At 70.8% G+C, this 21,336-nt stretch carries 21 protein-coding genes and 1 pseudogene; 21 read left to right on the forward strand and 1 reads right to left on the reverse strand.

The window, feature by feature from the left end; all coding sequences use genetic code 11:
• The first annotated feature begins 36 nt into the window (after positions 1–36).
• The 21 genes and pseudogenes from ACH4U7_RS51375 (at position 37) to catC (ending at position 19,349) form a co-directional block, all read left to right on the forward strand.
• The gene (locus ACH4U7_RS51375; protein ID WP_398534653.1) at positions 37–978 is read left to right on the forward strand and encodes an ABC transporter permease; all 942 of its coding nucleotides are present in this window, start codon (positions 37–39) and stop codon (positions 976–978) included.
• Positions 975–2,744: a dipeptide/oligopeptide/nickel ABC transporter permease/ATP-binding protein gene (locus tag ACH4U7_RS51380; protein WP_398534654.1), complete on the forward strand. Its 1,770-nt coding sequence runs from the start codon at positions 975–977 to the stop codon at positions 2,742–2,744. Before ACH4U7_RS51375 ends, ACH4U7_RS51380 begins: the two co-directional genes overlap by 4 nt.
• Positions 2,741–3,568 (forward strand): ATP-binding cassette domain-containing protein, encoded by an 828-nt coding sequence (locus ACH4U7_RS51385; RefSeq protein ID WP_398534655.1) that lies wholly within the window; start codon positions 2,741–2,743, stop codon positions 3,566–3,568. The genes ACH4U7_RS51380 and ACH4U7_RS51385 overlap by 4 nt, the downstream gene beginning before the upstream one ends.
• Complete coding sequence (locus ACH4U7_RS51390; RefSeq protein ID WP_398534656.1) at positions 3,565–4,002, forward strand: nuclear transport factor 2 family protein; 438 nt, start codon at positions 3,565–3,567, stop codon at positions 4,000–4,002. The genes ACH4U7_RS51385 and ACH4U7_RS51390 overlap by 4 nt, the downstream gene beginning before the upstream one ends.
• The gene (locus tag ACH4U7_RS51395) at positions 3,999–4,259 is read left to right on the forward strand and encodes a hypothetical protein (protein WP_398534657.1); all 261 of its coding nucleotides are present in this window, start codon (positions 3,999–4,001) and stop codon (positions 4,257–4,259) included. Before ACH4U7_RS51390 ends, ACH4U7_RS51395 begins: the two co-directional genes overlap by 4 nt.
• Before the next feature lies 1 nt (position 4,260).
• Entirely contained in the window at positions 4,261–4,878 is a 618-nt protein-coding gene (locus tag ACH4U7_RS51400) for a response regulator transcription factor (protein WP_398534658.1), read from the forward strand.
• A 29-nt stretch (positions 4,879–4,907) separates the two neighbouring features.
• The gene (locus ACH4U7_RS51405; RefSeq protein ID WP_398534659.1) at positions 4,908–6,341 is read left to right on the forward strand and encodes an ATP-binding protein; all 1,434 of its coding nucleotides are present in this window, start codon (positions 4,908–4,910) and stop codon (positions 6,339–6,341) included.
• Positions 6,338–8,716 (forward strand): family 78 glycoside hydrolase catalytic domain, encoded by a 2,379-nt coding sequence (locus tag ACH4U7_RS51410; protein ID WP_398534660.1) that lies wholly within the window; start codon positions 6,338–6,340, stop codon positions 8,714–8,716. The genes ACH4U7_RS51405 and ACH4U7_RS51410 overlap by 4 nt, the downstream gene beginning before the upstream one ends.
• A pseudogene (locus ACH4U7_RS51415) lies at positions 8,677–8,799 on the forward strand (alpha-L-rhamnosidase C-terminal domain-containing protein); the annotation flags it as partial. The gene ACH4U7_RS51410 and the pseudogene ACH4U7_RS51415, both read left to right, overlap by 40 nt.
• A 91-nt stretch (positions 8,800–8,890) precedes the next feature.
• Positions 8,891–10,105, forward strand: a complete 1,215-nt coding sequence (locus tag ACH4U7_RS51420; protein ID WP_398534661.1) for an amidohydrolase family protein — start codon at positions 8,891–8,893, stop codon at positions 10,103–10,105.
• Between the two features lie 131 nt (positions 10,106–10,236).
• On the forward strand, positions 10,237–11,391 hold the full coding sequence (locus ACH4U7_RS51425; protein ID WP_398534662.1) for an acyl-CoA dehydrogenase family protein: 1,155 nt from the start codon (positions 10,237–10,239) through the stop codon (positions 11,389–11,391).
• A gap of 16 nt (positions 11,392–11,407) precedes the next feature.
• Positions 11,408–11,776, forward strand: coding sequence for a hypothetical protein (locus ACH4U7_RS51430; protein ID WP_398534663.1), 369 nt, complete (start codon positions 11,408–11,410; stop codon positions 11,774–11,776).
• Positions 11,773–13,038 (forward strand): Rieske 2Fe-2S domain-containing protein, encoded by a 1,266-nt coding sequence (locus ACH4U7_RS51435; RefSeq protein WP_398534664.1) that lies wholly within the window; start codon positions 11,773–11,775, stop codon positions 13,036–13,038. Before ACH4U7_RS51430 ends, ACH4U7_RS51435 begins: the two co-directional genes overlap by 4 nt.
• Positions 13,028–13,552, forward strand: coding sequence for an aromatic-ring-hydroxylating dioxygenase subunit beta (locus ACH4U7_RS51440; protein ID WP_358634707.1), 525 nt, complete (start codon positions 13,028–13,030; stop codon positions 13,550–13,552). Before ACH4U7_RS51435 ends, ACH4U7_RS51440 begins: the two co-directional genes overlap by 11 nt.
• Positions 13,549–14,310, forward strand: a complete 762-nt coding sequence (locus tag ACH4U7_RS51445) for an SDR family NAD(P)-dependent oxidoreductase (RefSeq protein WP_398534665.1) — start codon at positions 13,549–13,551, stop codon at positions 14,308–14,310. The genes ACH4U7_RS51440 and ACH4U7_RS51445 overlap by 4 nt, the downstream gene beginning before the upstream one ends.
• Before the next feature lie 39 nt (positions 14,311–14,349).
• Complete coding sequence (locus tag ACH4U7_RS51450; protein ID WP_398534666.1) at positions 14,350–15,303, forward strand: PDR/VanB family oxidoreductase; 954 nt, start codon at positions 14,350–14,352, stop codon at positions 15,301–15,303.
• A 38-nt stretch (positions 15,304–15,341) separates the two neighbouring features.
• On the forward strand, positions 15,342–15,857 hold the full coding sequence (locus ACH4U7_RS51455; protein ID WP_398534667.1) for a flavin reductase: 516 nt from the start codon (positions 15,342–15,344) through the stop codon (positions 15,855–15,857).
• Positions 15,854–17,053 carry an amidase gene (locus ACH4U7_RS51460; protein ID WP_398534668.1) on the forward strand — a complete coding sequence of 400 codons (1,200 nt, stop codon included), beginning with the start codon at positions 15,854–15,856 and terminating at the stop codon, positions 17,051–17,053. Before ACH4U7_RS51455 ends, ACH4U7_RS51460 begins: the two co-directional genes overlap by 4 nt.
• The gene (locus tag ACH4U7_RS51465; RefSeq protein WP_398534669.1) at positions 17,050–18,153 is read left to right on the forward strand and encodes a mandelate racemase/muconate lactonizing enzyme family protein; all 1,104 of its coding nucleotides are present in this window, start codon (positions 17,050–17,052) and stop codon (positions 18,151–18,153) included. Before ACH4U7_RS51460 ends, ACH4U7_RS51465 begins: the two co-directional genes overlap by 4 nt.
• Before the next feature lie 28 nt (positions 18,154–18,181).
• Positions 18,182–19,054: a catechol 1,2-dioxygenase gene (catA, locus tag ACH4U7_RS51470; RefSeq protein ID WP_398534670.1), complete on the forward strand. Its 873-nt coding sequence runs from the start codon at positions 18,182–18,184 to the stop codon at positions 19,052–19,054.
• A 16-nt stretch (positions 19,055–19,070) separates the two neighbouring features.
• Positions 19,071–19,349, forward strand: a complete 279-nt coding sequence (gene catC / locus ACH4U7_RS51475) for a muconolactone Delta-isomerase (RefSeq protein ID WP_398534671.1) — start codon at positions 19,071–19,073, stop codon at positions 19,347–19,349.
• An 867-nt stretch (positions 19,350–20,216) separates the two neighbouring features.
• On the opposite strand, the gene ACH4U7_RS51480 is transcribed toward catC, so the two are convergent.
• Positions 20,217–21,332 (reverse strand): integrase core domain-containing protein, encoded by a 1,116-nt coding sequence (locus ACH4U7_RS51480; RefSeq protein WP_398534672.1) that lies wholly within the window; start codon positions 21,330–21,332, stop codon positions 20,217–20,219.
• Between the last annotated feature and the right edge of the window lie 4 nt (positions 21,333–21,336).

Genomic DNA, 21,336 nt, shown 5'->3' on the forward strand with positions numbered 1-21,336 from the left:
CGGGCCCGCTTCGACACGCGGAAGGAGGAACTGACCGTGCTCGTCTTCTTGTTCCGGCGCATAGCCGCCGGTGCCGTCCTGGTGGTCGTCGTGGCCACCGCGACGTTCCTGTTGCTGAACCTCACGGGCACCGACGTCGCCCGCAACGTTCTGGGCGAGACCGCCTCACGGTCCGCCGTGACCGCCAAGAGCCATGAACTCGGTCTTGACCAGCCCCTGGTGGAGCGCTACTGGCACTGGGTCGAACAGGCCGCGCAGGGAAACCTGGGCAGCTCGTGGTTCACCGGCGACTCGGTGAACCGGTCCCTGATGGACACGTTGCCGGTCACCCTCTCCGTGGTGCTGACCGGCCTGCTGATCGCCGCGGTCCTCAGCGTCGCCCTGGGCGCGGCGGCGGCGCTGCGCGGCGGCTGGGTGGACCGCGTGGTGCAGTTCGCCGCCGTGCTGGGCACCGCGGTGCCCAGCTTCCTGATCGCCCTGGTCCTCGTGGTCACCCTGGCCGTCCAGCTCGGGTGGCTGCCCGCCACCGGCTATGTCGCCCTCGGCACCTCCGCCACCGACTGGTTCCGCTCGATCATCCTGCCCGCGATGTCCCTGGCCGTCGCCGCGACCGCGGCCACCGCGATGCAGGTGCGCGGCGCGATGATCGACGTACTGCGCGCCGACTTCGTGCGCACACTGCGCAGCCGTGGCCTGAGCACCCGCAGCGTGGTGTTCAAGCACGCGCTGCGCAATGCCGCCCCGCCCGCCCTGACCGTCATCGCCCTGCAGTTCATCGGCCTGATCAGCGGCGCCGTCGTGGTGGAGAAGGTGTTCGGCCTGCCCGGCATCGGGACCCTCGCCAACTCGGCCGCCGTACGCGGTGACGCGCCCGTGCTGCTGGGCACGGTCGTGGTCACCGTCGGCATCGTCGTCGCCGTCAATCTGCTGCTGGACATCGCGTACGGCTGGCTCAACCCGAAGGTGCGTGTCTCATGACCGCCGTGGAGACCCCTCCGGCCCCCCAACGGGACGGCGTCGTGCGCCGGGCGCTGCGCGATCCGCTGGCTGTCGGCTGTCTCGTCGTGCTGGCGCTGCTGATCGTCGCGAGCCTGGCGGCACCGCTGCTCACCGGCTACGAGCCCGACCACAGCGTCATGGCGGACACGCTCGCGCCCATGTCGGGCAGCCATCCGCTCGGCGGCGACGGCGTCGGCCGGGACGTGCTCTCACGGCTGCTGTACGGCGGCCGCACCAGCCTCGTGGGCGGCACGCTCGCCGTCCTGGTCGCCTTCGCGGTCGGCGGGCCGCTCGGTCTGATCAGCGGCTTCTACCGCGGCTGGTTCGACGCCGTGGCCGGCTGGATCGTCAATGTCATCATGGCCGTGCCCGCCATCATCGTGATGCTCGTCGTGATGGCGGCCGTCTCGCAGGACCTCAACGTCGCCATGGTCGTCCTGGGCGTCATCATGGCCCCGATGGTCTTCCGCCTCATCCGCGCATCGGTGATCGCGGTCCGCGAGGAGCTGTACGTGGACGCCGCCCGCGTCTCGGGGCTCGGCGACGGGCGCATCATGCGACGCCACGTCCTGCCCGTGGTGATCGCCCCGTCCCTCATCCAGGCGACCCAGGTGTTCGCCGTGGCGATCGGCATCCAGGCGGGGCTCGCCTTCCTCGGCCTGGGCAAGGCGTCCCAGGCCAGCTGGGGCGCGATGCTGGGCGACGCCTTCACGAACATCTACAACGCGCCCGCGCTGCTGGTCTGGCCGGGCGCCGCGATGGGCCTGACCATCCTGGCGTCGAGCCTGCTGGGCAACGCGGTGCGCGACGCGCTGGGCACGGCCGAGCCCCGGGTGGTCAGGCGCCGCAAGCGCGTCGAGCGAAGGTCCGCGGCCCCGGTGGCCGAGGTGGCCGAGGCGCCCGCGGACCGCCTGCTCACCGTGGAGGGGCTGCGCGTCGGCTACCCGAAGCCCGGCGGCGACAAGACCGTCGTGGACGGGGTGAGCCTCGCCGTGGCACGCGGTGAGGTGCTGGGCCTGGTCGGCGAGTCCGGCTCGGGCAAGAGCCAGACGGCGTTCTCCGTCCTCGGGCTGCTGCCGAACGAGGCCGAGGTGACGGCGGACCGGCTGGTCTTCGACGGGAAGGATCTGCTGGGCCTGGACCTCGCCGCGCTGAACGCCCTGCGCGGGCGCGGCATCGGCTACATCCCCCAGGAGCCCATGTCCAACCTGGACCCGTGCTTCCGGATCGGCTCCCAGCTCGTGGAGCCCATGCGCAAGCACCTGGGGCTCTCCCGGGCCGAGGCCCGCGCCAAGGCGCTCGAACTCCTCGCACGGGTCGGCATCCCGGACCCGGAGCGGGTGTTCAGGTCGTATCCGCACCAGATCTCCGGCGGTATGGCCCAGCGCGTCCTCATCGCCGGCGCCGTGTCCTGCGACCCGCGGCTGCTGATCGCCGACGAGCCGACCACGGCGCTGGACGTCACCGTGCAGGCCGAGGTGCTGGACCTGATGCGCTCGCTCCAGCAGGAGCGCGAGATGGGCATGATCCTGGTGACCCACGACTTCGGTGTCGTGGCCGATATCTGCGACCGGGTCGCGGTGATGCAAAAGGGCCGCATCGTGGAGACCGCTCCGGCCCGGCAGATCTTCGCGGCGCCGGAGCACGGGTACACGCGCATGCTCCTGGACTCGACGCTCGAAGGCGGGCCCGCGCGCGGTGAGCTGCGCGCCCCCGACAAGCCCCTCAAGGAGGTGACGTCATGACCTCACCGCTGCTCGAACTCGACGACGTCGTCGTGGAGTACCCCGGAAAGGGCCGAGGCAGGAAGCCCTTCCGCGTCCTGCACGGTGTCTCCCTGGCCATCGAGCCCGGCGAGACCCTGGGCCTGGTCGGCGAGTCCGGCTCCGGCAAGACGACCCTGGGCCGGGCCGTCCTCGGCCTCGCACCCGTCACCGGCGGCGAGATCCGGTACGAGGGGAGGCCCATCTCCCGGCTCGGCAAACGGGAGCGGCGGGGGCTCAGCAAGGACATCCAGGTCGTCTTCCAGGACCCGTTCACCTCGCTCAACCCGGCCATGACGGTCATGGACATCCTCACCGAACCGCTGCTGGTGACCGGTGTCGCGCGCGCGGACGCGGAAACCCGGGTGCAGAAGCTGCTGGACCACGTGTATCTCCCCCAGGACGCGGCCCGGCGGCTGCCCCGTGAGTTCTCCGGAGGCCAGCGCCAGCGGATCGCCATCGCACGCGCCCTGTGCCGGGACCCCAAGCTGATCGTCTGCGACGAACCGGTCAGCGCCCTGGACCTGACGACACAGGCCCGGGTGCTCGACCTGTTCATCGAGATCCAGGAGGCGACCGGTGTGGCGTACCTCTTCGTCACCCACGACCTGTCCGTCGTACGGCACATCAGCCACCGGGTGGCCGTGCTGTACCGCGGCGACATCGTGGAGTCGGGCGACGCGGCCCGGGTCACCGAGTCCCCGGAACACGCCTATACCAAGCGGCTGTTGCTCGCGGCGCCGGTCCCGGACCCGGAACGGCAGGCACAGCGGCGCGCGGAACGGCTGAGGCAGGCCGCCTCATGAACGCGTACGAAGCGTGCTCGGCCACCCTGACCCGGTATCTCGCGCTGTGCGACGTACCGGCGGGTGCTGAGGGCGAGCTGGGTGACCTGTTCACCGAGGACGCCGTCTGGGAGGGCGGCGGCAGCGCCTACGCCGAGAAGTTCGGCCGCACCGAGGGCCGCGAGGCGATCGTCGCGATGCTGACGGCCTATCTGCCGCCCCACCCCCACTTCCGTACCAATGTGCACCTGCTGTTCCCCGGCACCGTCGACGGGGGCGGGCGCGGTGTGCGGGGGAGCTGGCCGATGCAGCAGCTCTCGCGGTACGAGTCGGGCGAGGCCGAGCTCATGGTCGCCCGGCTCGATGTGACCTTCCGGCTCGACCCGGACCGGCCCCGTATCTCCGCCTTCCGCACCGAACGACTCTTCACCGCACCGCTGCCGGGGGAGCGATGAACGACCGCACCATGCTGCTGACCTGCTACGCGGACACCCACAACTACGGCTGGCACCACGTCGACCTGTTCGTGCACGACGGCACGGGCCGGGAGGTCAACTGGGTCCACTGGCAGGTCGACGAGGACGGCCCGGACGGCGCGGACGCGGCGACCGCACGCGTCGAACCCACTCTGCGCCGCACCACCGAGTGGCGGCGCGGGATCAGCGCCGACGGAAGCGAGTACTGGACCGCCCAGGCCGTCTGGAGCGGCTGAGATGTGCCTGGTCTACATCGTGGACGACGACGAGGAGCTGAGCGCGTCGCTGGCCTGGCTCCTCGAATCGATCGGCATCCGCTCGGAGCGCTTCCGGGACGCCCGGACCTTTCTGCGCTCCTACGACCGCGCCCGACCCGCCTGCCTGGTGCTCGACGTCCGTATGCCGGAGCTCAGCGGCTTCGACGTCCAGCGGCTGCTGAACGAGACGGGGGCACCGCTACCCGTCGTCTTCGTCTCCGCGCACGGCGACATCCCGATGTCGGTCCGCGCCCTGCAGAACGGGGCCGTCGACTTTCTGGAGAAGCCCTACGACCCCCAGCACCTGCTCGACGTCGTGCAGGCCGCCCAGCGCACGGCCCGCGAGCGCTTCGCGTGGGCGGCCCGGCAGAGCGAGCTGCGGGCGAAGCTGGACGGTCTGACCGTACGGGAGCGGGAAGTGCTCGCGCTGGCCGTCGACGGTGAGCCGAACAAGCGGATCGCGGGGCGGCTGGGCATCAGCGCCAAAACCGTCGATGTGCACCGTGCCCGCATCCGGGAGAAGACCGGCGCCGAGAGCATCGCCACCCTCGTACACGACGTGCTCCGGCTGGGGCTGCGCCTCCCGGCGGGCGAGTGAGGCCAATGAGGCCAATGAGAGGAACGGCCGTGGATCCCCTCGCCCCCGCCGACTTCCGGGAGCTGACCCAAGCCCTCAAATACTGCGTCCTGCTCCATGACGCCCGCACCTACCAGATCCTGTGGGCCAATCGCGCGGCCTGCGACCTGCTCGGCTGGACCGTCGACGAGCTGAGGCCGCTCAAGGCGCCGGACATGAGCAAGAACGCCCGCCAGTACAGCCGCGAGCTCGGACACCGCTGGCTCGGGCAGGCCGTCGAGCACGGCACCAGCGCCACCGAGTGGTGCTACCGGTCCAAGAGCGGCGAGGAAATCCTCACCGAGGCGATCGCGATCCGCGTCGACCTGCCGGTCCGGACGGTGGTGATGGTCCAGTTCCGCGACATCGCCGAGGAGAAGGCGATCCGGCACGACCTGTTCCGCACCGAGAGTCGGCTGCGCACTTTCCTGGGCAGCCTCGCCGAGGGCATCGTCGTCCTCGACGACGCGGACCGTGTCGTCTTCGCCAGCGAGTCGGCGGTGCGGCTGCTCGGCGACGGCATCTATGGAGCGGACTTCGCCGACTACTGCCGCGACGGCGCCGTGCCGGCCCGAGAGGGCCGCTACCGGTTCGCCGCACCCCGAAGCGCACCGCGCTGGTACGCGGCGACCTGCCAGTACATCGAGATCGAGAGCGATCTGCGCGGCCGGATGCTTCTCTTCTACGACATCACCGACCGGGTGCGCGCAGAGGAGGAGCACCGCCGCGACACCCAGCACCTCGACCACCTCGCCCGGTACAACGCCATGGGCGACATGGCGATGGCCATCGCCCACGAGGTCAGCCAGCCGCTGGCCGCCGCGTACAACTTCGTTGAAGGAGCGCGCGGCCGGCTGGGCAGTGGTGACGAGTCCGTGGTGTGGGGGCTGGACAACGCCGTCCGGCAGATCGAGCGCGCCCGGCGCATCCTGGGCAGCCTGCGGCAGTACGTGGGCCGCTTGGAGCCCTCCGAGCGGCTGACCGACCTCAACGCGATCGTGCGCGACTGCGCGTACTTCATCGAGCTGCGGGCCCAGGAGCACACGGTGGCCGTCGAGCTCGACCTCGCCACCGAGCCGCTGCCGGTGCGCTGCGAGAACGTGCTCATCGGGCAGGTCGTGATGAACCTCGCCTTCAACGCGATCGACGAGATGGCCCGTTGCCCGTCACCCGAGCGCAGGGTGCGCATCGCCACGCGGCCGGTGGCGGACGGGGGCGTGGAACTCATCGTCCAGGACCGGGGCCGCGGCCTGCCGCCCGGCGACCGGATCTTCGACGGCGTCTTCACCTCCAAGGAGAACGGCAGCGGCATCGGCCTGGCACTCAGCCACCGCATCATCACCCGCCACGGCGGCCACATCGACGCCGGCCCGAACCGGCCGCGCGGCGCGGTCTTCCGGTTCACGCTGCCGGCGGTCAAGACACAAGGAAGAGCGAGTCCATGACCGACCATCGCCTCCGCGTCACCGGCCTCGGGGCCGAGCACCACGAAGAACCCCTCGGCATCGGGGAGAGGCGCCCCCGGCTGTCCTGGCGGACGGTCACCGACCGGCCCGGCTGGAGCCAGACGGCCTACGAGATCCGGCTCACCGACGGCGATCGCGAGGTGCGCCGCGCCCACCGCCCGTCGGCCGACTCCGTCCTCGTGCCGTGGCCGGGCGAGGCGCTGTGCTCCCGTCGGCGGATCGGCGTCGCGGTCCGGGTGTGGGGACCGGGGGATCAGGGGCCGTCCCCCTGGTCGGAGATGCTGACGGTGGAGGCCGGGCTGCTGGAACCGGCCGACTGGTCGGCTCGCTTCGTGTCCCCCGCCTGGCCGGAACCCACCGACCGGCAGGTTCCGCCGCCCGTGCTGCGCGGCCGGTTCCGTCCGCGTGCCCCCGCCGTCTCGGCACGTCTGTACGCCACCGCCCACGGTCTCTACGAGGCCGAGATCAACGGCGTGCGCGTCGGTGACCAGGTTCTGGCCCCCGGCTGGACCCACTACACCGAGCGCCTGCGCTACCAGACCCACGAGGTCACCGGGCTGCTGCGCGAGGGCGACAACGAGATCCGGGTCCTGCTGGCCGACGGCTGGTTCCTCCGCGGGCGGCTCGGCATCGGCAGCGGCCTGCGGAACAACTACGGGGACTGGCTGGCCGCCCTCGCACAGATCGAGGTGCGGTACGCCGACGGCACCGCCGAGACCGTCGGCTCCGGCCCCGACTGGCAGACCGCGCACGGCGCGATCCTGAGCTCGGGGATCTACGAGGGCGAGGAGTACGACGCCCGCCGCGGCCCGTCGGACTGGAGCGCGGTGCAGGTCGTGGCGTACGGCCCGGCGCGCCTGGTCGCCCGCGACGGCCCGCCCGTGCGCCGCACCGCGACGCTGGACCCGGTCGCCGCCTGGACCTCGCCCTCCGGCCGGACGATCCTCGACTTCGGCCAGAACCTCGTCGGCCGGCTCCGCATCCGGGTCAGCGGAGAGCCCGGACGTACGATCACCCTGCGCCATGCCGAGGTGCTGGAAGACGGGGGACTCTCCCTCCGGCCGCTCCGGGAGGCGCGGGCCACGGACACGTACACCCTGCGGGGCGTGCCCGGCGGGGAGGAATGGGAGCCGCGGTTCACCTTCCACGGCTTCCGCTACGCCGAGATCACCGGCTGGCCCGGGGAGCCCGCGCCGGGCGATGTCCAGGCCGTCGTCCTGCACACCGACATGCGCCGCAGCGGATGGTTCGAGTGCTCCGAGCCGCTGTTGAACCGCCTGCACGCGAACGTGGTGTGGGGCATGCGCGGTAACTTCGTCGACATCCCCACCGACTGCCCGCAGCGCGACGAGCGCCTGGGCTGGACCGGTGACCTCCAGGTCTTCGCGCCCACCGCGACGTTCCCGCACCGGTGCCCGGGGCTGCTCCGCTCGTGGCTGGCGGATCTCGCCGCCGGGCAGCACCCGGACGGCAGGGTTCCGATGTACGTGCCATACATCGCCACCAGGTTTCCCGAACTGCGCGCCGCGGCCTGGGGGGACGCGGCCGTGATCGTGCCCTGGGTGATGTACGAGAGATACGGCGAACTCCGGATTCTCGCCGACCAGTACGACAGCATGAGGGCCTGGGCGGACGGCATCACGGCGGTCACCGGCGACCGGCACGTGTGGGACACCGACCGGCAGCTCGGCGACTGGCTCGACCCGGCCGCCCCGCCGGACCGCCCGGGCGAGGCCAGGACCGACCCGCACTTGGTGGCCACGGCCCACTACGCCTACTCGGCCGAACTGCTCGCCAGCACGGCCAAGTCGCTCGGCCGCCACGACGACCACGCCCACTACGCCGAGTTGGCCGACGCCGTGCGGGCCGCCTTCCGCGCGCGGTACCTCACCCCGGACGGCCGTCTCACCAGCGACGCGCAGACCGCGTACGCCCTCGCCCTGCGCTTCGGGCTCCTGGCCACGGACGAGCAGCGCGCACGCGCCGGCCGGCGGCTGGCCGAACTCGTCCGCGAGGAGGACTTCCACATCGGCACCGGCTTCGTGGGCACACCGCTGATCTGCGACGCCCTGTGCGAGGTGGGGGAGTACGACACGGCCTACCGGCTCCTGCTGCAGCGGACCTGCCCGTCCTGGCTCTACCCGGTCACCATGGGCGCGACCACCGTCTGGGAGCGCTGGGACAGCATGCTCCCGGACGGCACGGTCAACCCCGGCGAGATGACGTCCTTCAACCACTACGCCCTCGGAGACGTCACCGACTGGCTGCACCGCACCGTCGCCGGACTCGCCCCGCCGCCCCCGGCTACCGGCGCATCCGCCCCCGCCCCCGCCCCCGCCCCGGCGGCGGGCTGAGCCACGCCCGCGCCGCCCACGACACCCCGCACGGCCGCGCCGAGGTGTCCTGGTCCCGCACCGGGGGTGAACTGCGCGTCGTCGTCACGGTCCCGCCCGGCACGACCGCGCTGGTCGATCTGCCGGACGGGCAGGAGCCCGTCCAGGCACCCACCACTTCCGAACGGAGCTGTCATGACCACCCGATACCAGCACGCCACCCTCATCGACGGAACCGGGGCCGCCCCCGTCCCCGACGCGGTCCTCATCGTGGACGACGACGGACTGATCGCGTACGCGGGCCCTGCGGCCACCGCGCCGCCGACGCCCGCCGCCACGACGGCCGACCTGGGCGGGAGGACCCTGCTGCCCGGCTTCTTCGACTGCCACGCCCATCTGTGTATGACCCCGGAACGCGGGCTGATCGCGGGGCTGGCGGCCGACCCGACGGTGACGACCTTCGAGATCGCGGGGCGGCTGCGCGCCACCCTGGAGGCGGGCGTGACGACACTGCGCGACCTCGGCGGTGTCCCCGCGGGATACCGAACAGCGATCGAGCGAGATCTGATCGAAGGCCCCCGGCTGCAGGTCGCTGTGAAGGTGATCAGCCACACCGGCGGACACGCCGACTGCTCGCTGCCCGGCGGGGTCGATGCCGCCCCCCACCTGGGCGAGCTCGCCGACACGGCCGACGAGGCGCGGCTCGCGGTCCGGCGGGTGTTGCGCGCGGGAGCGGACGTGGTGAAGGTCTGCGCCACCGGCGGCATGGGCAGCCCGCACGACGACCCCGACGACGAGGGACTGACGCACGAGGAGATGGCCGCCGTCGTCGACGAGGCGGCACGGCACCGCGGGAAGCCCGTGGCGGTGCACGCCCAGGGGAGCGCCGGCATCCGCAATGCCCTGCGGGCCCGGGTCACCAGCATCGAGCACGGTTACGGGATGACCGACGAACTGTGCGATCTGGCGCTGGAGACGGGCACGTTCCTCGTCCCGACCCTGTCCACCGTCTTCGCTCCACTCGACCCGGCGGCGATGGCCGAGCACCACTACCGCAAGAAGAGCCGCTGGGCGGGGATCAGCAAGGAGAACATCGCACACGCCATCGGCCGAGGCGTCCCCATCGCCCTGGGCACCGACGCCGGAGTCGTCCCGCACGCCCGCAATCTGCTCGAACTCTCCTACCTGGTCGAACTGGGCATGGACACCCTCGACGCGATCACGGCCGGCACCTTGAACGGAGCCCGCCTCCTCGGCGTCGACGACCGGCTGGGCTCCTTGGAGGCCGGCAAGGAAGCCGACTTCGTGGTCGTCGACGGGGACCCGCTCCGCGACGTCGCCGTGCTCGGCAGCCCCGGGAATGTGGTCCTGGTCGCGCAGGCCGGAGTCGTGCGGAAGAACCTCCTGTGACCGACCCTTATCCGTACGGGAAATCCCCTACGCAATGCGGCCAACTCCCGATTGTGGGCGATCGGCCACCCCTCATAGCGTGATGACAAGGCGGGCGGGACAACCGTCCGGCAACGCGAGGGGAATCGCTCATGACGCAGATACTGGATGGAGCGGCGGCGGCCGCAGGGCGGTCGTCCACGGCGTTCGACCGGGTGCTGGCCGTGGTCGCCGAGCGGCGCGGCGAATTCGAGGAGAAGCGGCACATTCCCCGGGATGTGATCGCCGAATTCAAGAACGCGGGAATCTACCGGGCGAGTACACCGAAGAAATTCGGCGGCGACGCCCTGCCGCCCGCCGAATTCCTCCGGATGATCGAACGGATATCGGTCGTCGACGGATCCGCCGGCTGGGTGGCGAGTTTCGGCTCGTCCCTCGTCTATCTGGCCGCGCTTCCGCTTCAGAGCCAGGCCGAGCTGTACGCCTATGGGCCCGATGTGGTCTTCGCCGGCGGACTGTTCCCGGTGCAGCCCGCCGAGCGCGTCGAGGGCGGCTACCGGGTCTCGGGGCGCTGGAAGTTCGCCAGCGGCTGCAAGGGCGCCGACGCCCTCGGAGTCGGCATCAAGGCAGGTCAGGACAGCGCCGGTCGCCCGCTCACCGCCGTACTGCGGCCCGGGCAGGTGGAGATCGTCGAGAACTGGGACGTCATCGGCATGCGCGGCACCGGCAGCCACGACCTGGTCGTCGACGGGGCGGTCGTCCCCGAGGAGTGGACGTTCGTCCGCGGCGGTGAGCCCACCGTCGACGAACCGCTCTACCGCTACCCGACCGTCCCGTACGCCGCTCAGGTCCTGGCCGTCGTCGGCCTCGGCGTCGCCCGCGCCGCGCTCGACCAGGCCGTCGCCGCCGGCGGCCGAGCCGGGTACACCGGGGCGCCCAAGCCCGCCGAGCGCGCCACCTACCGCATCGCGGTGGGCCGGGCGGAGGCCGAACTGCGGTCGGCGCGCGCCTTCTTCTACGAGGCCACCGAGGAGGCGTGGGCGACCGTGGCGGCGGGCGATCCCGCGACCGCCGACCAGGCCAGTGCGCTGCGGCTCGCCTCCGCCCACCTCGCCAAGACCTCCTTCGAGGTCGTACGCGCCGCCTATCAGCTCGGCGGCATCGCCGCCATCGCCGACGGCAGCCCCACGCAGCGGTACCTGCGCGACGCCTCGGTCGTGCCGCAGCACGCCTTTCTGCAGGAGGGCGTGTACGACGGCGCGGGCGCGGTCCTCATGGGCGTCCAGCCCTTCCCCGGCTACCTCTGACAGACAGGAACCCTCCATGCCCGAACCCTCGAATTCCCCGCTGCGCGTGCTGTTCTGCATCGGCGTCAACCAGAACTTCTTCGACCTGCCCACCGGCCAGGGCAAGTCCGTCTGGGACGGCTTCACGACCATGCTCACCCAGCTCTACGAGCTGCCCGGGGTGACCGTCCTCGGCACCATCGACGACGACCAGCACATGGTCGGCCCCTCCGATTCCTGGCCCTGGACCTGTTACGTGTTGGCCGATGTCGTCGACCAGCCGACGGTGGCCGCCGCCTGCAACCTCTTCCGCACGGTCCAGGTCGGCGAGCACGGCCTGTGGCGCTATATGAAGATCGAGGCGCGTCTCGGCCGTCCGCTGCCCGAGCCGGAGGCCGTCCGATGAGCGCGACCCCCGACATCGGCTCGCTGGTCGACTCCGACCGCGTCGCAGGCACCCTGTACACCGACCCGGCCCTCTTCGAGCGGGAGATGGACCGGATCTTCCACCGGACCTGGGTGTGGGTGGCCCACGAGAGCGAGATCGCCAAGGCCGGCGACTTCAAGACGGCGTGGGTCGGCCGCCGCCCGGTCATCGTCACCCGGGACCGCCGCGGCGGGATCAACGTCCTGCTCAACCGCTGCCGCCACCGCGGCGCCAGCGTCTGCGAGACGCCCAAGGGCAACGGCAACGGCTTCACCTGTCCGTACCACGCCTGGTCCTACGCCCTGGACGGCACCCTGCGCGGCATCCCGTACCCCGAGGGCTACGAGGACGTCGTCGAGAAGAAGGACCTGCCGCTCCAGCGGCTCAAGGTCGGCACCTACGCGGGCATGGTCTTCGCCAGCTTCGACCACGACATCGAGCCGCTGGAGGACTTCCTCGGCGGGGCCCGGCTGTGGATCGACCGCTTCATGAAGCAGGGCGCGGGCTATCCGATCAAGGTGCAGGGCGAGCACAAGTTCAGGTTCCAGGGCAACTGGAAGATCCAGCTGGAGAACACCACCGACTGGTACCACTTCCCGATCGTGCACCGGTCCTGGATGTCCTCGGTGGACGCCGAGACCGCGAGCATGCTCTCGATCATGACCGATGAGACCGCGGTCACCCACGCCCTCGGCAACGGCCACAGCGTGTCCGTCTCCGTCGCCGGGCACGTCGACCTCGACGTCGACGACGGCACGGAAAAGCTCCAGGACCGCTTCGCCCACATCGTCGAGGAACTGTCGAAGGACCTGCCCCCCGAGCGCGTACGGCGCATCGTCCGATCGCTGCACGGCGCCGGGTTCAACCTCAACCTGTTCCCGAACGTCGCCATGTCGATGAGCTTCTTCCGCGTCCTGCGGCCGATCTCGGTCGCGGAGACCGAGATCCGGCATGTGGCGCTCGGCCTGAACGGCGGCCCGGAGATCGTCAACCGCGAACGGCTGCGCATCCACGAGCACTTCCAGGGCCCCTTCGGCTTCGGCAGCCCCGACGACGCCGAGGCGTGGAACCGCGTGCAGCGCGGAGTGGCCGGCGGCGCGGACATGCCGATTCTCGTCAACCGCGGCCTCGGCCGCGAAAAGCCCAACGACCTCGGCCAGGCCACGTCCCACGCGACCGACGAGACCGGGATGCGGGAGGCCTACGCGATGTGGAAGGCGATGATGACCGATGCCAGGTGACACCCTCAGCACAGCCGTCGCGGCCGCGGAGCTCCCGCTCGACGACCCACGAGCCCTCGCCGCCGTCTCCCTGATCTGGCGCGAGGCCCACCTGCTGGACGCGCGGGCCTACCAGGAATGGGACCGGCTGTGGGCCGAGGGTGGCGAGTACGTCGTCCCGATCGACCGCGACGCGACCGACTTCGCCTCCCGGCTCAACCTCGTCTACGACGACGACCGGATGCGCCGGATGCGCATCGAACGCCTCACCGGCGGCTTCTCCATCTCGGCTGCCGCCGCCGCCCGGACGGTCCGCTCGCTCTCCCGGTTCGTGGTGACCGGACGTGAGGAGGACGCGTTCGAGATCCGCTCGGCACAGATCCTGGTCGGCTACAAGCGCGAGGAGACCTTCGTCCTGGCGGCCGACGTCACCCACCGGATCGTGTTCGGGGAGGGCGGCGCCAGGATCCACCGGAAGGTCGTACGGCTGGTCAACTCCGAGGACACCGTCACGGCATCGGGGTTCCTGCTGTGAGCCCGCACGAGGACGGCAACGGGCGGGTCGCGCTCGTCACCGGAGCCGCCCGCGGCCTGGGCGCCTGCATCGCGGGGCGGCTGTACGACCGGGGCTACCACGTCGCGCTCACCGACCTGGACGAGGAGGCAGCGGCGAAGGCCGCGGCGGACCTCGACCCGGACGGCGGTGCCGCCGTCGGACTCGGTCTCGACGTGCGCGACAAGGACGCCTTCGCCCGGGTCCGCGACCAACTGGTCGAGCGCTGGGGCGCCGTCCATGTGCTGGTCAACAACGCCGGTCAGGCGAAGGCCGAGGCGCTGATGGAGATCAGCCCCGACAGCTTCGAGCGGACCGTGTCGACCAACCTCAACGGCACCTTCTTCGGCTGCCAGGTCTTCGGCGCCTACTTCGCCGAGCGGGGCTGCGGACGCATCGTCAACATCGCCTCCCTGGCCGGCCAGAACGGCGGCACGGCCACCGGCGCCCACTACGCGGCGGCGAAGGGTGGAGTGGCCACCCTGACCAAGGTGTTCGCCCGCGAACTCGGACCGCACGGAGTGACGGTGAACGCCATCTCGCCGGGACCCCAGGACCTGCCGGTGGTCCGCGAAATGGTGCCCCCCGACCAGCTGGCCGCCATCGAACAGGCCATTCCTGTCCGACGGTTGGGGCGTCCACGGTTCATCGCGGATATGGCCGTGCTGCTCGCCGCCGAGCACGCGGACGCGGTCACCGGAGCCTGCTGGGACGCCAACGGCGGCCTGTTCATGCGCTGACAGCGCCGTCAGCACCACACCGAACGCGAAGGCAGACGGATGTTCACTGTCACCGTCACCGAGACCCACGCCGAAACCGACACGATCAAGGTCCTGCGGCTCGTCCGCTCCGACGGCGCCGCCCTCGCTCCGTACCCGGCGGGCGCGCACATCGACGTGACCGGGCCCACGGGGATCACCCGCCCGTATTCGCTGTGCGGACCGCCCGAGGACACCGGTGCGTACACCATCGCCGTCAAGCGCGAGGAGAATTCCCGGGGCGGCTCCCAGGCCCTGCACGACAAGGTCGAGCCGAGTACGGAGCTGACCATCGGCGCGCCCCGCCGGCTGTTCGGCCTCGCCCCGGAGGCGGGGGAGCACCACCTGGTGGCGGCCGGGATCGGGATCACGCCCCTGCTGGCGATGGCGTACGAACTGCACGCCCGGAAAGCGGAGTTCCGGCTGCACTACGTGGCGCGGAGCCGGGCCGAGGCGGCTTTCGCCGGTTTGCTGGAGAAGTCCGCCTTCGCCGATCGCGTCGTCCGCCACTTCGGGGCCGGCCGGCAGGCTGTGGCCCGCGAACTGACGGGAGCGCTGGCAGGGCTTCCGTCCGACGCGCATGTGTACGCCTGCGGGCCCGAGGGCTTCATGGCACAGGTCCGCGCCCTCGCGGCCCGCGCCCTGTCCGAGGAGCAGATCCACTCCGAGCCGTTCCAGGCGGGGACACCGGCGGATAACGGGGCCGACGACGGCTTCGAAGTCGAACTGGACACCGGCGAGGTCTTCACCGTGCCACCCGGGAAGAGCATGGCGGACGTACTGGAGGAGAACGGCGTCCCGCTGGAGACCTCCTGCCGCGAAGGCATCTGCGGAACCTGTGTCCTGCGGGTCGTCGACGGCGAACCCGATCACCGCGACCACTGCCTGTCCGCCAAGGAGAAAGCGGCCGGAGACCAGATCGCCGCCTGTGTCTCGCGCGCGAGGTCACCACGGCTGGTGGTCGAGCTGTGGTGAGCGAGTCCGAACCGAACCAGGAGAGGAGCGGCACAGCCGTGACCCCCAGCCAGGCCGACTTCCGGGAGGCGATGGCCCACCTCCCGGCGGCCGTCAACATCCTGACCACGGACGGCCCGAACGGCCGCTGCGGCATCACTGTCAGCGCCGTCTGCTCCGTCACCGACGAACCGCCGACCCTCCTGGTCTGCCTCAACCGCGGCAGCGCCATGCACGGCGTCTTCCGGGCGAACGGGCGGGTGTGCGTCAACGTCCTGGCCGGAGAGCAGCAGGAACTCGCCCTGCACTTCGCCGGGGTCACCAAGGTGGCCATGGCCGAGCGCTTCACCTGGGAGGTGTGGGACCGCGACCAGGACCTGCCGGTCCTCAAGGACGCCCTGGTGACCGCCGTCGGGACCATCAAGCACGCCGTTCCCATGGGCTCCCACAGCGTGCTCTTCGTCGACATCGAGCAGATCCGCACCCGGACGGGCGGCCAGAGCCTCGTCTACTTCAACCGGGCGTTCCACCGCCTCGACGCCACGCCCCTGGTACCGGAAGGCGCGCGGCCGTGACGGCCCCGCGCACGGCCGCGGTCGACGACGCGCTGCGCCGCCTGGAGCAGACCGAACCCGAGATCCGGGCCTGGGTCCGCGTGGACCCCGCCGGTGCCCGCGCGGCGGCCGAGCGGGCACCGAACGGACCGCTGCGGGGCGTGCCGTTCGGAGTGAAGGACATCATCGACGTTGCCGGGCTGCCCACCGAATGCGGCACCTCCCTGCGCCGCGGGCGGATCGCCGCACACGACGCCTGGCTGGTGGACCGGCTGCGCCACGTCGGCGCGGTCCCTCTGGGCAAGACGGTCACCACCGAGTTCGCGTACTTCCAGCCCGGGCCCACCCGCAATCCGCACCACCCGGCCCACACCCCCGGCGGCTCCTCCAGCGGCTCGGCCGCCGCCGTCGCGGCGGGCGTGGTGCCGCTCGCCCTGGGCTCGCAGACCGCTGGCTCGCTGACCAGGCCCGCCTCCTACTGCGGTGTCGCGGGGTACGTCGCCCCCGTCGGCGCCTGGTCTACGCGAGGCTTCACCGGACTCAGCCCGAGCCTGGACGCGCCAGGGCTGCTCGCCACCCGAGTGTCCGACCTGGCCGGGGCCGTCGAGGCTGTCGACGGCACCCGGGCCGAAGAGCCGGAGTCCCCGCGGATTCTGGTGTGGCCCGGCACCGAACTTACCGACGTCGCTCCGGAGATGCTGGACGCCCTGCTCCGCACCAGGCAGGCGTTGGCCGCCTCCGGGGCGGCGACGGACGACCTCGGCACCCAGGCCCGTACATCCGCGCTTGCCGACGCACACGCGACAGTCATGGCCTACGAGGCGGCCCGTACGCTCGCCGCCGAGCACGCCGCGCATCCCGGGGCGCTCAGCACACCCCTGCGCGACCTGCTGGACCGCGGACGCAGAACACCCGAGGCCGACTACCGGGCGGCCCTGGACACCGCCCGCGCCGCCCGCGCCCGGCTGCTGGAGCTGCTGTCCGACGCCGACGCGATCCTCGGCCCCGCCGCCCCCGGGCCCGCCCCGCACGGCCTCGGCGCCACCGGTACGCCCGTCCTCAGCCGCCCCTGGCAGCTCCTCGGCCTGCCGGTCGTCACCGTCCCCGGCCACCGCGACCCGCGCGGCATGCCGCTCGGCCTCCAACTCGTGGGACACCCCGACCGCGTGGGCCGACTGCTCGGGATCGCCCACAGGGCCGACGAGGCCATCCGATGAAGATCGCCGCGATCGAGGCCATTCCGTACGCGATCCCGTACACGAAGCCGCTGCGCTTCGCCAGCGGCGATGTGCACACCGCCGAACACGTCCTCGTCCGCGTCCGCACCGACGAAGGGCTGACCGGAGTGGCCGACGCGCCGCCCCGCCCCTTCACCTACGGTGAGACACAGGCCTCCGTGACCGGCGTGATCGAGCGGATCTTCGCCCCCCAGCTGACCGGCATGGATGTCCTCGCCCGCGAGCGGATCCACGCCCGGCTGCACCGCACGGTGGGCAACCCGGCCGCCAAGGCGGCGATCGACATGGCCCTGTGGGACATCGCGGGACAGTCGCTGGGGCTGCCGGTCAGCCGGCTCCTCGGCGGCTGGTCCGACCGGATGCGGGTCGCCCACATGCTCGGCTTCGACACCCCGGAGCGCATGGCCGCGGAGGCCGGGCGGATGCGGGACACCTACGGCATCACCACCTTCAAGGTGAAGGTCGGGCAGCGCCCGGTCCGGCTCGACATCGAGGTGTGCCGGGCCCTGCGCGATGCGCTGGGTGGTGAGGCCGAGCTGTACGTGGACGGCAACCGCGGCTGGACCGCCTCCGAGTCGGCGGCGGCCCTGCGAGAGCTCGACGCCATCGGCATCACGCTCGCCGAGGAACTGTGCCCCGCCGACGACGTCCTGGGCCGCAGATGGCTCGTACGCAACAGCCCCGTGCCGTTCGTCGCGGACGAATCCGCCACCACCCCCGCCGAAGTGACCCGCTCGCTCCTGGACGGAGCCGCCACCGCGATCAGCATCAAGACCGCCCGCACCGGCTTCACCCACTCCCAGCGCGTGCTCTTCCAGTGCGAGGGGATGGGCGCCGAGGTCGTCATGGGCAATCAGATCGACGGCCAACTGGGCACGGTGTGCACGGCGGTCTTCGGCGCCGCCCACGCCTCGTCCGCGCGCCGTCCCGGTGAACTCTCCAACTTCCTGGATATGAGTGACGACCTGCTCACCGAGCCACTCGCCATCACCGACGGCGTGCTCGCCGTACCGGACCTCCCCGGCCTCGGCGTGGCGATCGACCCGGAGAAGCTCCACCGCTACCGCCAGGACCGCTGAACCCTGACTGACAAAGGAGTCGCCTGATATGTCCGATGCCACCGCCAAAGCCGCGGTCAAAGCCACCGCCACCGCCGCCGCATCCGGCGCCTCGGCCACGGAACGATTCCTGACCGACAAGACCGGTATCCCCGCCCCGGGCGCTGACACCGAGCGTGTCCACATTCTCGCCACGGAGATGATCAGCGCCGTCCACGACATCGTGCGCCGGCACCAGGTGACATATGAGGAGTACAACGCCCTCAAGTCGTGGCTGATCTCCGTCGGCCGGGACGGAGAGTGGCCGCTCTTCCTGGATGTCTGGGTCGAGCACGTCGTCGAGGAGGTCGCCACCGCCGCCCGTCAGGGCAGCAAGGGCACGATCGAGGGCCCGTACTACGTCCCCGGCGCCCCCGAACTCCCCAGCGTCAGCTCCCTGCCGATGCGCGACAAGGAGGCGGGTACCGAGCTCCTTTTCCAAGGGCAGGTCATCAGCGCGTCAGGTGAACCCCTGGCCGGTGCGCGGCTGGAGATGTGGCAGGCCGACGACGAGGGGCTGTACTCGCAGTTCGCCCCTGGTATCCCGGAGTGGAACCTGCGCGGCAGCGTGGTCGCCGACGACGAAGGCCGGTTCGCGGTGACGACGATCCAGCCCGCCCCCTACCAGATCCCCACCGACGGCTCCTGCGGGCGGCTCATTTCCGCCGCAGGCTGGCACCCCTGGCGCCCCGCCCACCTGCACCTGAAGGTCTCCGCACCCGGACACGGTTCGCTCACCACCCAGCTGTACTTCAAAGGTGGCGAATACGTCGAGGACGACGTGGCCCGCGCGGTCAAACCCGAGCTGGTGATCGACCCGCGACCCACCGGAGACGGCGGGTGCGAGGTCACCCACGGCTTCGTCCTCGACCCCGCTTCCTGACCGACGGAAGACCGCCATGCTCTTCGCCGTCCACATGACCGTGAACCTCCCGCCTGACCTGGACGCCGAGGTCCGTGCCACGACCCTCACCGCCGAGAAGGAGTACGCGCAGCGGCTCCAGCACGGCGGCGAGTGGCTGCACCTGTGGCGCTGCGCGGGGCAGTACGCGAACCTCAGCGTCTTCGATGTCGCCGACAACGACCGGCTCAACGAAATCCTGTGGGGTCTGCCGCTCTTCCGGTACATGGACATCACCGTCACGCCGCTCGCCCAGCACCCGTCCGCGCTCCACTGACATTCAGCGGAGCGGCGGCACGGCGCCCCACCACCTCGCACAGCGCAGCTCCCATTCCAAGGGGCTGCGCTGACGAGACTTCGGGTGCCGATTACTACGTCCAGCCTGGTGAGAAGCGCGCTTCTTCCTGATGGGCGGGAGGCGCGTGGCGTGGCGAGTTTGGATCTGTGCTGGGTATGGCTTCGGGCGTATACTGTACATATGCGACGCCCGGTCACGATGCCAACTCTCGGTCAACTCGGGACGCAGAGGCCGAAAGAGGGAGACTCCTTTACTCGGCTGATTGTTCAGTGTGACCTGGGAGAACGGACCGGAGCACGCCGCTCAGCTTCGACGCAACTGGGGGTCAAGGGGTCGCAGGTTCAAATCCTGTCGTCCCGACCAGCGTTTTCGCAGGGCGGAGGCCGTTTCCGCGGGTAGCGGAGGCGGCCTTAACCATGTCCGGGCTGGGAGCAAGTGGGAGCCCTCTGGGAGCCCTCGTGCTCCCAACTCGCAGACGTGTCAACGGTGCCCGATTCGTCCGTCACCCGATCAGGTAGACCTACAGCGCCGTACCGCGCCCCCACGCGCCGTCGTCAACCACAAGCCCCCGATGTCACCCGATCGATCCGGATGTCTTCTGCATCGAGAGGCATAAGGACCCCATGTCGGCTCTCGAGCACCTTTCGCGGTGGGAGCACCGATCTCGTGCTCCCCATGCGACAGGGGGAAGCTGCGGGTTTAAGGGCCTCGGTTGGCGTGTTTCCGCAGGCAGCCGGTGCTCGGGTGTCCCGACCGCAAGGTTGTCCTTGCCGAGAACTTCATCCATGCAGGTCAGGCAGCATGGTGGTATTCGTGGAGGATGCCTGAAGGGTGTCTTTATTCCAATTAGGCTGCTGAGCTGGGCGTTTCCTGGGGAGGACGCGGTAGCCGGGGTGGCATGGTGTGGTACTCGTTGAGCAGTCCGCCAAGTACCGGCTGGCGCCTGACCCTGGCAGAGGACAGGGGGATGACGTTCGGGTCGTCGTCGGGTGCTCGTAGGTCGAGGCTGCGGTGGGCTCGTCCCCCGTTGTAGTGCTCCGCGTACGTAGTGAGGACCGTGCGCAGGTGTCGTTCGCCGGTGATGAGGAGTCGGTCGGTGCATTCGGTGCGGGCTGTGCGTATCCATCGTTCGGCGAATGCGTTTGACCGGGGGCTTTGCGGCGGGGTCGGGATGACGGCTGTGCCGTTGCCGGCGAGGACGGCGTCGAACGCGGTGGTGAACTTGCTGTCCCGGTCCCGGATGAGGAACCGGAAGCACCCAGCAGCGCTCTCCTCGAGATCCATGAGCAGGTTGCGGGCGAGCTGGGTGACCCATGCGCCGGTCGGGTGGGCGGTGGCACCCAGGACGTGGACGCGCCGGGTCTTGATCTCCATGACGAAGAAGACATAGAGACGTCTGAGGAAGACGGTCTCTACGTGCATGAAATCGCAAGCGAGCAGTGTGTGGGCTTGGGCTCGGAGGAAGGAGCGCCAGGTCTGCTGGGATGCGCGCTGCGGTGCGGGGGGTAGACCGGAGCGGCGCAGAACGCGTCGGACAGTCGCAGCGGCGACCCGATGACCAAGCCGGCGCAACTCCCCTTGGATCCTGACGTACCCCCAGGTCGGGTTCTCTCGCGCCAGGCGCTGGATGAGCGCGACCGTCTCTTCCGCCAGCGGTGGTCGGCCGGGTCCGGTTGGGGTCTGGCCCCATTTCCAGCGCACGAGACGGCGGTGCCAGGTCAGCAGTGTGCCCGGGGTGACCAGTCGATGGCGGCGTAAGACGGGTGGCAGATGCCGTGCGAGAGCGGAGAGCACGGCACGATCAGCCCATGAGAGCCGCGGCCGCTGTACCTGCCGACGAAGCACAGCGACCTCATGACGAAGGGCAAGGATCTCGGCGTTGTTCGCGGCGGTCGAGCGGCCCAGCAACAGGAAGCAGCCCAGTAGTCGCCAGAAGATCAGGTAAAGCAGTCGCAGACCCACGATC

The organism is Streptomyces sp. NPDC020845 (assembly GCF_044334165.1).
In the GTDB taxonomy this organism is placed as follows: Bacteria; Actinomycetota; Actinomycetes; order Streptomycetales; family Streptomycetaceae; genus Streptomyces.